Below are 12,554 nucleotides of genomic sequence, written 5' to 3' on the forward strand. Positions count from 1 at the left end.
CAGTCATTACAACGAACATCATCCGCATAGTGCACTGGGATATCGCTCACCACGGGAATATATACGCAGGAAGTTATCGCAACCATAAGAGAGCAAAAACGTCTGGATATATAGGGTCAAATCCAGATTATTACGCTATACTGCTTTCCGTTTTTTATTCCTCACCTTCTTTATAAAACCATAAAAATCAGTTAATTAGGAAGATTAATGTCGATCCTGTATATCCAAATCCGTAAAAATAAAATGATTGTTCGTAATCCTGAAACCCATCAGGAGGTTAGCGATGCCAGCCAGGTCTTCAGTAATTCGCGTTTACTGGTTGCAGATTTCTTTCGCGCGCAAAAAGTTCTGTATGATTTAAGCCGCAGGCTGGTAAAGCGGAGCTGGTTCAAATTCGGTCGGGATACGCTGATTATACATGCGCTTGAAATGAACGAAGGCGGTCTATCGCCGGTAGAAGAGCGAGTGCTACAGGAAATCACGGTTGCCAGTTCACCGAAAGCTTATTTGATGGTGATCGATAGTCCGCGGGTATTGGCCGATTCGGAGGTTATTGAGAGAGCAAAAGAAAAAAGATAAATCTCGTGAGCATTGCTCTTGTTCACCGTGAAACATTTTCACCTTTGGCCGTGAATGCTCGACATTTATGTTAAAAATCGTTATCTTCAGGCATCTAGAAGTCTAAACGTATAAACGTATGCATTGAGGATATAAGGTTATGCCAATCCGGGTTCCTGATGAGTTACCAGCCGTAAGTTTTCTGCGCAATGAGAACGTGTTTGTGATGACGTCCTCGCGCGCCAAAACGCAGGAAATTCGCCCTTTGAAGGTGCTGGTACTGAACCTGATGCCGAAGAAAATTGAAACTGAAAACCAGTTTCTGAGATTGCTATCAAACTCCCCGTTGCAGATCGATATTCAGTTGTTGCGTATCGATAGCCGTGAGTCGAAGAATACGCCGACCGAACATCTGAATAATTTCTACTGCGACTTTGATGATATCCAGGATGAAAACTTTGATGGCTTGATCGTCACTGGCGCGCCGCTGGGGCTGGTTGATTTTTGCGACGTGGTTTACTGGCCGCAGATTGTAAAAGTCATCGAGTGGGCAAAAGAGCACGTCACTTCCACTCTCTTTGTCTGTTGGGCCGTACAGGCGGCATTGAATATTCTGTACGGCATACCGAAAATGACCCGCAAAGAGAAGCTGTCGGGCGTCTATTCTCATCATACGCTGCAACCTCACGCGTTATTGACCCGGGGATTTGATGAGACATTCCTGGCGCCGCACTCCCGTTATGCCGATTTTCCTACCGAAGTGATTCGCGGTCGTACCGACCTGGAGATTCTGGTCGAGTCCGAACAGGCCGGCGCCTATCTGTTTGCCAGTCGGGATAAGCGTCTGGCCTTTGTTACCGGCCACCCTGAATACGATGCATTGACGCTGGCGAATGAATATTTTCGCGATAAGTCGAGTGGGCTTGACCCGGCGATTCCAGTGAATTATTTCCCTGATAACAATCCCGAGATCGTACCCAAGGCCACCTGGCGTAGTCACGGGCATCTGCTGCTGGTTAACTGGCTGAATTACTATGTTTACCAGATTACGCCTTATGATTTGCGTCGTATGAATCCGACATTGGATTGAGACTAATTTTCCTGCCAAAGGCGCCGTTCTCGGCGTTTTTGACATTTTTAACGGCCATCCTGACCCGATATCGAATGTGCTGCGAGAGCGCTGTGCAAGCTTTCCTTCACCGCCGCCAATGTGTCGTTTGCCTGGCAGCCTCATGCGGCGCGACGTTAGCGAAGGGGGAAGTTATGTTAGGATAGGTCCTTGCATTGGTGAGATATTCACCGCTGGTATGAGGTATTTGTGATTAATCGGGTAGACGAGTTGCGCCGTCAGTTAGCGCAACGCATTATGGTGCTGGATGGTGGTATGGGAACCATGATCCAGAGCTATCACTTGCAGGAAGAAGACTATCGCGGCGAGCGTTTTGCCGACTGGCCAAGCGACGTAAAAGGCAATAACGACCTTCTTGTGCTGACCAAACCCCAGGTCATTACCGCTATTCACGACGCATATCTGGAAGCCGGGGCCGATATCCTGGAAACCAACACCTTCAACTCCACGGTTATCGCGATGGCGGATTATGGGATGGAGTCGTTGTCGGCTGAGATTAACACCGCCGCGGCACGGTTGGCTCGCGCCAGCGCGGATAAGTGGACGGCGATGACGCCGGATAAGCCGCGTTATGTGGCCGGCGTGCTTGGCCCGACCAATAGAACCGCCTCTATTTCCCCGGATGTGAACGATCCCGCCTTCCGCAATATCAGTTTTGATCAACTGGTCGCCGCTTACCGGGAATCCACCCGCGCGCTGATCGAGGGTGGTGTCGATCTGATAATGATCGAAACCATCTTTGATACCTTAAACGCCAAAGCCGCCGTCTTTGCGGTTGAAACCGAGTTTGAGGCATTGGGCGTTGAATTGCCGGTGATGATTTCCGGCACAATCACTGACGCCTCCGGGCGTACGCTGTCGGGGCAGACCACCGAAGCGTTCTACAACTCGTTGCGTCATGCCCGTCCTTTATCGTTTGGTTTGAACTGCGCGCTGGGACCGGAAGAACTGCGTCAATACGTAGCGGAACTTTCCCGTATTGCCGAGTGCTATGTGTCGGCTCATCCGAACGCGGGATTGCCGAATGCTTTTGGCGAGTACGATCTGGATGCCGATGATATGGCGCGGCACATTGGTGAATGGGCGCGCGCCGGGTTTCTGAATATCGTGGGAGGATGCTGCGGTTCGACGCCGGCGCATATCGCCGCCGTTGCCGAGGTGGTCAAAGGCGTGGCGCCCCGTCAATTACCGGCTATTCCGGTGGCCTGCCGTCTGTCCGGCCTGGAGCCGTTGAGCATCGATGCCGACACGCTATTTGTTAACGTTGGCGAACGCACTAACGTCACCGGATCGGCGCGTTTCAAACGGCTGATAAAAGAAGAGAAGTACAATGAAGCGTTGGACGTCGCCCGCCATCAGGTAGAAAACGGCGCGCAGATCATCGATATCAACATGGATGAAGGGATGCTGGATGCGAAAGCGGTGATGGCCCGTTTTCTCAATCTGATCGCCGGCGAGCCTGATATTGCCCGCGTGCCGATCATGATTGACTCCTCGAAATGGGATGTCATTGAGCAAGGGCTGAAATGTATCCAGGGCAAAGGGATCGTTAACTCCATTTCCATGAAGGAAGGAGTTGAGGCCTTTGTGCATCATGCCAAGCTGGTGCGGCGTTATGGCGCAGCGATGGTGGTGATGGCGTTTGATGAGGTCGGGCAGGCGGATACCCGCGCCCGTAAAATTGAGATCTGCCGTCGCGCCTATCGCATTCTGACGGAAGAAGTGGGTTTCCCGCCGGAAGATATTATTTTCGACCCCAATATTTTTGCCGTCGCGACCGGGATTGAAGAGCACAACAATTATGCGGTCGACTTTATCGAAGCCTGCGCGGATATTAAACGGCAGCTTCCCTATGCGATGATCTCCGGCGGCGTGTCTAACGTTTCATTCTCTTTCCGCGGCAATGACATGGTGCGCGAAGCGATCCATGCCGTCTTCCTTTACCATGCGATCCGCAGCGGCATGGATATGGGGATCGTTAATGCCGGCCAGTTGGCGATCTATGACGATCTTCCCGCCGAACTGCGCGATGCGGTCGAGGATGTGATCCTCAACCGTCGTGACGACGCCACCGAGCGGATGCTGGAGCTGGCGGAAAAATATCGCGGCAGCAAGTCAGATGACGAGAGCAATAAGCCCCAGGCCGAATGGCGTTCCTGGCCGGTGAAGAAACGCCTGGAATACTCTTTGGTAAAAGGCATCACGGAATTTATTGAGCTGGACACCGAGGAAGCACGTCTGGAATCGGCGCGCCCGATTGAAGTGATTGAAGGTCCGCTCATGGATGGCATGAACGTGGTTGGCGACCTGTTCGGGGCCGGTAAAATGTTTCTGCCGCAGGTGGTGAAATCCGCTCGCGTGATGAAACAGGCCGTCGCCTACCTCGAACCCTATATTGAAGCCAGCAAGGCCAAAGGCGAAACCGCCGGCAAGATCCTGCTGGCGACGGTGAAAGGCGACGTTCACGACATCGGTAAAAATATCGTCGGCGTGGTATTGCAGTGCAATAACTATGAAATTATCGATCTGGGCGTGATGGTGCCGATGGATAGGATCCTGAAGACCGCGCGTGAAGAGAAGGTGGATATCATCGGCCTGTCCGGCTTGATCACCCCTTCTCTTGATGAAATGGTCAACGTGGCGAAAGAGATGGAGCGCCAGAACTTTACCCTGCCGTTAATGATCGGCGGCGCGACGACATCGAAAGCGCATACCGCCGTGAAGATCGAACAGAACTATAGCGGCCCGACGGTCTATGTACAGAATGCTTCGCGCACCGTCGGGGTTGTCTCTGCGTTGCTGTCCGCCAGTCAGCGTGACGATTTTGTCGCCCGTATCCGCAAAGAATATGAAACCGTGCGTATTCAGCATGGGCGCAAAAAGCCCAGAACGCCGCCCATCACGCTGCAAGCCGCCCGCGATAACGCCGCGCCGCTGGACTGGGAAGATTATACGCCGCCGGTTGCGCATCGGCTGGGCGTACAGGAGGTTTCCGCCAGTATTGAAACGTTGCGTAACTATATCGACTGGACGCCGTTCTTTATGACCTGGTCGCTGGCCGGCAAATATCCGCGCATTCTGGAGGACGAGCTGGTGGGCGACGAAGCGAAGCGCCTGTTTGCCGACGCCAATGCCATGCTGGACGATCTGTCGGCGCGCGGCGCGCTTCATCCGCGCGGCGTCGTGGGGCTGTTTCCCGCCAACCGGGTGGGGGACGACGTGGAGGTTTATACCAATGAGCGTCGGGATGAGGTGCGGTTGGTCAGCCATCATCTGCGTCAGCAAACGGAAAAAGCGGATTTCCCCAACTATTGCCTGGCCGATTTCGTCGCGCCTAAATCCAGCGGTAAGCCGGACTATCTTGGCGCATTCGCCGTCACCGGCGGGCTGGAGGAGGATTCGTTGGCCGAGCAATGGGAAGCGAAGCATGATGATTACAACAAAATCATGGTGAAAGCTTTATCGGATCGGTTAGCTGAAGCCTTCGCCGAGTATTTGCACGAGCGCGTGCGCAAGGTTTACTGGGGCTATGCGGCCAATGAAAACCTCAGCAATGACCAACTGATCCGTGAAAACTACCAGGGGATTCGCCCGGCGCCGGGATATCCGGCCTGTCCGGACCATACGGAAAAGGCGGAGATCTGGCAACTGCTGGACGTGGAAAAGCACGCCGGCATGAAGCTGACGGACTCTTATGCCATGTGGCCGGGGGCGTCGGTATCCGGCTGGTATTTCAGTCACCCCGACAGTAAGTATTTCGCCGTCGCGCAGATTCAGCGCGATCAGGTCGAAGACTACGCTAAACGTAAAGGCCTGTCCGTCAGCGAAGTGGAGCGCTGGCTGGCGCCGAATCTGGGCTATGACGCGGATTAAGTTGTCTGCTCAACAAGGTCATCGACATAAACATCGCTGATCCCACCAGCGTCGCTATGTCAGTAAAGGCGTGTTGCGCGCATGGTTTTTTACTTGCGTAGCGACGCGCTTCCCTCCTGGCGAGAATGATATTCACTCTTATTGATGCAATCGCGCAGCAATGATAATGTGCATAATTATTAGGCTGAAATCGGTTTTTCCGCTTTGCTGCGCTATTTTCGTTAACCGAAGGCCAAATTCCGGACGTTAAACAGGGTAAGGGGATCTTCTTAGTTCATGCTAAAACGGCGATTTTCCATTGAAGATTTCTTCGATTTCGGCGAACGTTACGGCATCGATTACCGTTTCCCGCACTTGTCGTCGAGCCGTGAGCGTGGCAAAGAAAAACGGATTGTCGTACAGGGAGACATCGAAGAGATGACATTGTCTTCCGGTTTTTGCCTGACGAACTCCAACGTGCAGGTACTCCAACCTTACGAGTCCGTGTCTCTCCATCGTTGCCCGCTGTATACGCTCGTGGTGCTGGAAGGCTGCGTGACGCTGCGCCTGGACGGCAAAGAGTTTATTGTGCGATCCGGTATGGCGTTTAGCACCCGGCTGGGCGATCAGCTGATGATGAACGCCAGCCATCTGGCGGACCACCATCTTCGTACCCTTTCACTTGGCGTCCATCCCGACAGCGCTGCGCAGCAGCCGCTATTGTCTTCGCTGTTGGGCGCATGGGGGCGCGACGGTTATCCGGCGTTTTTATGGCAGATCCCCGGTTATTTACTGTCGGGATTACGGCACTCGCTGGAAGCGCCGCCGGGTCTGGCGCGCCAATTCATGCTGGAAGGCGCCACGCTGCAACTGCTGGGTCACGGCCTGTCGTTCGGCCAGCGCGGCGGGCGGGAAACGCGTCATCTGTCGCCGCCCGGCGAGCAGCACCGGCTGGAGAATGTTCGCCGGCTATTGGCGCAGCAACCTGAAAAAGACTATACGCTTGGCGAACTGGCGCAGCTGGCCGCCATGAGCCCCAGCAGCCTGAGAGCCAAATTCCGTCTGGTTTATGGGCGCTCGGTATTTGATTATTTGCGCGACTGTCGGCTGGATCTCGCGCGGCGCTATCTGGCGCAGGGGTATAGCGTTCAGCAGGCCGCCTGGATGTCCGGCTACCAGCACGCCACCAATTTCGCCACCGCTTTCCGGCGGCGTTACGGCATTGCGCCGAGCGATGCGCGCAGCGCCTGTTAGCCCTTTCTTTTATTCCAACAACGTTTCTTTGTCCCGACTGTCGTCGGGCTTATTGCCACAGAGTTCCCTTTTTGGCGTTGCGCATACGCAAGCCGTCATTGCGCATAGCTAACGCAGGATCAAAAGCAGTAATAATTCTTATTTGCAATAGCGATTAGGCTCTGTGGAGATTCCCATGTTTAGAATAACTCGTCTGGCGCTGGCGGTCGGCTGTGTCGTCAGTGGATTGACGGCAACAGCGATTGCCCAGGATACGACGGCTTCGTCCTCTTCCCAGGAAGACACGATAGTGGTGACATCCCAAACGCAAAGCGGCGCCACCAAGCTGGCGACGCCGGATATCGAAACGCCGCAGGCGGTTTCCATCGTTACGCGCAACCAGATTCAGGAGCAGGGCGCGATCAACGTTCGGCAGGCCGTGAGCTACACGCCGGGCGTATTCAGCGATCAAATCGGCGCGTCTAACCGCTTCGATTACATGGTGCTGCGCGGTTTTTCCGACGGCAGCCTGGATAACGTCTATCTCGATGGACTGAAGATGATGGGGGATACCAACTCCCACAGTTCTCTGGTGGTCGATCCCTGGTTTCTGGAGAGCATTGAAGTGGTAAGAGGCCCGGCGTCGGTGCTGTATGGCCGCGCTTCTCCGGGCGGGATTGTGGCGCTGAATTCCCGCCAGCCGTCGTTTGAACGCAGCGGGCAGATCAAACTGTTTGCCGGGAATAATGCCCAGCGCGGCGCGGCGTTCGACGTCACCGGGCCGCTGGATGACGACGAGCGTTTCGCTTTCCGTCTTGGCGGCATGGTGCGTAAAGCGGATACCCAGTTCGGGCCGCTGAAAGAGGAGCGTTATGCCATCGCCCCCAGCCTGACGTGGCGGATTGCCGATAAAACCCGGCTGGAGCTGATGGCCTATCTGCACCGCGATCCGGAAGGCGGCAGCCACTCGGGTTTACCCTATGAAGGCACCGTGGTGGCGCACAACGGCCGTAAAATCTCGAATAACTTCTATGAGGGCGAAGAAAATTACGAGAAGTACGACCGTAAGCAAAATATGGTGGGGTACAACTTCGAGCACGGTTTTGATAGCGGCTGGACGGTACGCCAGAAACTGCGCTATCTGCGTACCAAAGTCCGGTTGGACCAGGTCTATGCCTATGGCTGGAGCAGCGGCGACTCGCTTTATCGCTACTATTCCGGCTCGCGGGAAGAACTTTCGGCGCTGACGTTGGATAACCAGCTTGACGGCAGCTTTGATACCGGCGCGGTGAACCACCGCCTGCTGGTGGGCATCGACTACCAGCAGCGCCATAATGACGTGGACTGGCCATCAGGCGCATTCCCGGATATTGATGCTTTCAATCCGGTTTATGGCGCCTTGCCGACGGCCATGTACCCGTCAACGATTGAGAAGCATAAGCTGCAACAAACGGGGATTTACGTTCAGGATCAGATGAGCTGGGAACGCTGGCGTTTCACGCTGGGCGGGCGCCACGATCGGGTGAAAGTGACCAATATCGATAAGAGCACGGGTAACCGCAGCGAACTGGATAAGGATAATTTTAGCTCCCGAGCGGCGCTGCTCTATTTGTTCGACTCCGGTTTTGCCCCTTACGTCAGCTACTCCACCGCATTCACGCCAACCAGTTTTGTCGGCGAGGATGGTCACGTCCTGGAGCCGATGAAAGGCCGTCAGTGGGAGGCCGGGCTGAAATATCAGCCGGAAGGTTCGCAAAACCAGTACAGCATGTCGCTATTCCGTATTAATCAGAAGAATGTCGCCACCAAAGTGCAGCCGACCGATCCCTATCGCTCGGTGGGGGAGATCGAATCGGAGGGCGTGGAGCTGGAAGCGGTCAGCCATATTACCGATAATCTGCGCCTGCAGGCCGCCTACACCTATACGGATATTCGCTACAAGAAGAGCAGTACGGAAGAGCAGGGGAAACGCGCCGTTTACGCACCGCGTAATCAGGCCAGCGCCTGGGCCAGCTACGATGTGAATCGCGGCCCGCTGGACGGCCTGACGCTGGGGGCCGGGGTGCGCTACGTGAACGGCGTGACCAGCGATCGCGCCAATACGCATACGCTGCCTTCCTACACGCTGGTGGATATGGCGGTCGGGTACGATCTGTCGAAGGTCGGATTGAAAGGTCTGAGCGCGCAGTTGAACGTAAATAACCTGACGGATAAACGTTATGTGGCGGCCTGTAACTCGCTGGAGTTCTGCTACTTCGGCGCCGAACGCAGTATCGTCGGCAGCTTGTCCTACTCCTTCTAATCCCTGCTTTTGCCGCGGTAAAACGAAACAGGCCGGATAACTCCGGCCTTTCCCGTTACTAAAAATCAGTACAGGCCGATCGCTTTCCACCACAGCAGACCGGCGCTCATAAAGATCGCCTGATTAAGCAGACTGACGATAAAGCCGGTTCGCCACCATACGGCCGTCGGCACGTAGCCGGCGCCGAACAGGATCGGTCCGCGCGCGTGCGTATATTGCGTTAGCGAGCAATACAGGCTGCTGGTGAACGACAGCATGAAAGCCATCGGAACAGCCGGGATATTCAGGTTAATCCCGACGCCGAGAAACACCGCAAACAACGCGGCAATCTGCGCATTGCCGCTGGCGAAGAAATAGTGGGTGTAGAAGTAGGCGGCATTGAGTATCAACAGCACCAGAACCCAACTGGTGCCTTGCATCAGGTGGCCGATATTGCTGCCGATCAGATCGCCGAACCAGGTGGTAAAGCCCAGTTTTTTCAACTGATTCGCCATCATCAACAAGGCGGCGAACCAGATTAACGTATCCCAGGCGCCTTTCTCGCTTTTGATATCATCCCAGCGCAATACGCCGGTTAACAGCAGAAAGGAGAGGCCGACAAAGGATGCGGTGGTGGCATCAACGCCTAAGCTATCGCCAAAAATCCACAGAACCAACAGCAGTATCACGGTCGTACCCATCAGCCATTCGCCGCGGCTCATCGGCCCCATTTTCTGCAATTCTTCGATCGCCAGCTTAGGGGCATCCGGCGTACGCCGAATTTCTGGTTTGGTCAGCCAGTAAACCAGCAGCGGAACCAGAATCAGGGAGATGAGGCAAGGCACCACCGCCGCCAGGAACCAGCTTCCCCAGGTGATGGTGACGCCGGCATTGGCCGCCAGCTTTATCGCCAACAGGTTGCCGGTGTAGGCGGTCATAAACATGGAAGCGGTGACATCGTTGACGTTGCCGATACAGGTGATCAGAAAAGTACCGATTTTACTGCGCGATGCATCGTCCGGCTTCGAGTCGAAACTGCGCGACAGCGAATCGGCAATGGGATAGATGATGCCGCCGCAGCGCGCGGTATTGCTTGGCATGGCGGGGGAGAGCACCAAATCGGCGAAGGCCAGGCCGTAAGCCAGACCAAGCGTGCGTTTGCCGAGCAGGCGGATCATTTGTAATGCGATACGGCGGCCAAGCCCGGTTTTAATAAAGCCGCGGGCAATCATGAATGCCACCACGATCAGCCAGATCAGGGAACTGTTGAGATCGCTGAGCGCCGTTTGTATTGAACCGCTGGCGGTGGTATCGCCCGCGGCATACGTCAGGGCGAAAATGGTGATGCTGATAATACCGATAGCCCCAATCGGCAGTACATTGGCCACAATACAGATAATGGTTGCGACGAAAATGACGGCGGAATGCCAGGCGGCAAGGCTGAGTCCTGTTGGTGGGGTGAGTTGCCAGAGAATACCGGCGATAATCAAAATAATGACTAACGGGAGCCAACTCAGGCCATACGACGTTTTGGTCTTCATCCTCTTTCCTTACTACATGTCTAAGAGTTATTTCGCCTATAGTCCACAGCAGATATAGCGCGTGAAGATCATATCGCTATTGGGGTTGCAGTAAGAGGAAAACAGAAGGATTATTGATTTGGGCATGTTTTTATAAATATTAATCTTTAATTAACTATGCGAACTGAATCATGTCAGCCATGCATTAATGCAAGTAGAATTATTTAGTTAAGTTAAGAAGCATCCGGAAACATTTAATAGCAAGCAAATAGTTAGTTTTATATTTATTTAACTAAAGTTAACATTCCTTTTGCATCATCGATTACCGACATCACGCTTTCCGCGTTGCGGATATTCACCGACGCACCTTGGCTGCTTCGCATCCGGCGGGATGGCGGTGACAGGCATGCGCCGCCGTCGCGAAGGTTATCTGATGAAACAGAGGCGGCGTTATTCCAGATAAAAGACCTCTTGCAGCGTCTGGCTTATCGGGCTGTTATCCGGATTGCTCGGCATAAGGTCACGCATCGATCGCCACCAGCGCTGACAAACTTCTGTTTGGGCGACGGCTTGCCAGCGCGCTTCGGATTCAATCTCGACGGTGGCGAAAAGCAGATGGCGTTCAGCGTCGAGATAAATGGCATAGCGATGAGCGCCATGTTGTTTCAGTACCGTTGCAAGCTCTGGCCAAATGGGTGAATGGCGGCGCTGATATTCCTCATGGGCGTCCGGATTTACCTGCATGACGAAGGCTTTGCGGATCATAATGCCTCCAGATACAGCGTGCGGACTTCTTCACGAGAGGCGGTACGCGGATTACAGGGCGCGCCGGGAGCGGCCAGCGCCTTGCCCCATTTTCTCCCCTTGATCAGTTGCACCATATCGCCAATTGCGCCGGCGCCGTGAAGACTGATTTTGGGCAGTGCCAACATAAAGCTCATGGATATCTCCTTAAACGTGTTAATGCCGTTCCGGCGATGAGCATCAGCGCCAGCGGTATTCGGCGTTGCGTCAGTCGGCTCGTGAAGATGGACAGGAAAATCACTGCAATCATGTCCCCCAGGCGCGATGTTATTCCGTCGCCTGGGGGACATTCCGCTACCGCCTGTTGAACGGCGAAGGATTTTTGAGAGTAAACGGGCCGACGGTTAAAGCTCCAGGGCGCTTGCCAGCGGCGTAACGCCAAAACGTTTACCGAGGGCGATCAGCTCATCCCGGCTGATGGTCTGTTTCATACCGCCCATGGAAATCACTTTCACCAGAACTTCGGCGGATTTTTCGGCGGTATCGATCAGGCCGAATGTCTCATCAAGCGTCGGGCCGCTGCCGAAGACGCCGTGGAACGGCCACAGCACCAGCGCGTGTTTTGTCATCTCGCCGGCGGTCGCGGTGCCGATCTCATCGGTACCCGGCACCATCCACGGCAGAATGCCCACGCCGTCCGGGAATACCACCAGACATTCGGTGCTGCCTTCCCACAGTTTGCGGGTGATGATATCGCGATCGTTTTCCAGTACGTAGGTCAGGGCGATCAGGTTGGTGGCGTGACAATGCATGATCACGCGATCTTTGCCGTCGGTGGCTTTCATCCGCACGCAGTGCGACTGAAAGTGCGACGCCAGTTCCGACGTCGGCACCGCGTCATTCTCCAGCCCCCATAAAATGTGGTAGCCCGTGCCGCTGCCGTTAACCTGCACGACGCCGATATTGCCGGCGGGATCGAGCTGTACGTTGCGAAAGAACTTGCCGGAGCCGGTCACGATAAACGGCGTGTCGGCCAAATCCGGCATCGGTTGGCTCAGCGCGATGTAACGCGGCTGTTGATGAAAATCAGCCTGGTAGGGGGCGATATCGTCGGCGCTTAAACGCAGGGTAATGTTGCCGCCGTTGCGTTCATCCCAGCCTTTCAGCCAGGCGTCCGATGTTGCTTTAATCATGCCTTCTACAAACCAGGCGTTGAGGATATTCTGCATAGTCTCTG

General features: G+C 54.6%; 8 protein-coding genes and 1 pseudogene. 5 read left to right on the top strand and 4 right to left on the bottom strand.

What is annotated here, in order from left to right; all coding sequences use genetic code 11:
• Window positions 1–207 precede the first annotated feature (207 nt).
• The 5 genes from ABRZ28_RS02775 (at window position 208) to foxA (ending at window position 9,074) form a co-directional block, all read left to right on the top strand.
• The gene (locus ABRZ28_RS02775) at window positions 208–579 is read left to right on the top strand and encodes a YjaA family stress response protein (protein ID WP_319605973.1); all 372 of its coding nucleotides are present in this window, start codon (window positions 208–210) and stop codon (window positions 577–579) included.
• 139 nt (window positions 580–718) lie between these two features.
• Window positions 719–1,648: a homoserine O-acetyltransferase MetA gene (gene metA, locus ABRZ28_RS02780; protein WP_319605972.1), complete on the top strand. Its 930-nt coding sequence runs from the start codon at window positions 719–721 to the stop codon at window positions 1,646–1,648.
• Window positions 1,649–1,876: 228 nt separating this feature from the next.
• Entirely contained in the window at window positions 1,877–5,560 is a 3,684-nt protein-coding gene (gene metH, locus ABRZ28_RS02785; RefSeq protein ID WP_319605971.1) for a methionine synthase, read from the top strand.
• 276 nt (window positions 5,561–5,836) lie between these two features.
• Entirely contained in the window at window positions 5,837–6,793 is a 957-nt protein-coding gene (locus tag ABRZ28_RS02790) for an AraC family transcriptional regulator (RefSeq protein WP_319605970.1), read from the top strand.
• A 175-nt stretch (window positions 6,794–6,968) separates the two neighbouring features.
• Entirely contained in the window at window positions 6,969–9,074 is a 2,106-nt protein-coding gene (gene foxA, locus ABRZ28_RS02795) for a ferrioxamine B receptor FoxA (protein ID WP_319605969.1), read from the top strand.
• 65 nt (window positions 9,075–9,139) lie between these two features.
• Here foxA and ABRZ28_RS02800 read toward each other — a convergent pair whose 3' ends face one another.
• The 4 genes and pseudogenes from ABRZ28_RS02800 to rhaD all read right to left on the bottom strand — a co-directional run bounded on the left by ABRZ28_RS02800 (window position 9,140) and on the right by rhaD (window position 12,546).
• Window positions 9,140–10,594, bottom strand: a complete 1,455-nt coding sequence (locus ABRZ28_RS02800; RefSeq protein ID WP_319605968.1) for a DASS family sodium-coupled anion symporter — start codon at window positions 10,592–10,594, stop codon at window positions 9,140–9,142.
• A 429-nt stretch (window positions 10,595–11,023) separates the two neighbouring features.
• A complete protein-coding gene (gene rhaM, locus ABRZ28_RS02805) occupies window positions 11,024–11,338 on the bottom strand; it encodes an L-rhamnose mutarotase (protein WP_330519445.1) in 315 nt (104 codons plus the stop codon).
• A gap of 74 nt (window positions 11,339–11,412) precedes the next feature.
• A pseudogene (locus tag ABRZ28_RS02810) lies at window positions 11,413–11,514 on the bottom strand (hypothetical protein); the annotation flags it as partial.
• 207 nt (window positions 11,515–11,721) lie between these two features.
• Window positions 11,722–12,546: a rhamnulose-1-phosphate aldolase gene (rhaD, locus tag ABRZ28_RS02815; RefSeq protein ID WP_319605966.1), complete on the bottom strand. Its 825-nt coding sequence runs from the start codon at window positions 12,544–12,546 to the stop codon at window positions 11,722–11,724.
• Window positions 12,547–12,554: the final 8 nt, after the last annotated feature.

Origin of the sequence: Brenneria sp. g21c3, from assembly GCF_040240345.1 — a bacterium.
Lineage (GTDB): Bacteria > Pseudomonadota > Gammaproteobacteria > Enterobacterales > Enterobacteriaceae > Brenneria.

Coding starts and splice junctions, on each gene's coding strand:
- ABRZ28_RS02775 (WP_319605973.1), top strand. CDS start 208: ATGTCGATCCTGTATATCCAAATCCGTAAAAATAAAATGATTGTTCGT.
- metA (WP_319605972.1), top strand. CDS start 719: ATGCCAATCCGGGTTCCTGATGAGTTACCAGCCGTAAGTTTTCTGCGC.
- ABRZ28_RS02790 (WP_319605970.1), top strand. CDS start 5,837: ATGCTAAAACGGCGATTTTCCATTGAAGATTTCTTCGATTTCGGCGAA.
- foxA (WP_319605969.1), top strand. CDS start 6,969: ATGTTTAGAATAACTCGTCTGGCGCTGGCGGTCGGCTGTGTCGTCAGT.
- ABRZ28_RS02800 (WP_319605968.1), bottom strand. CDS start 10,594: ATGAAGACCAAAACGTCGTATGGCCTGAGTTGGCTCCCGTTAGTCATT.
- rhaM (WP_330519445.1), bottom strand. CDS start 11,338: ATGATCCGCAAAGCCTTCGTCATGCAGGTAAATCCGGACGCCCATGAG.
- rhaD (WP_319605966.1), bottom strand. CDS start 12,546: ATGCAGAATATCCTCAACGCCTGGTTTGTAGAAGGCATGATTAAAGCA.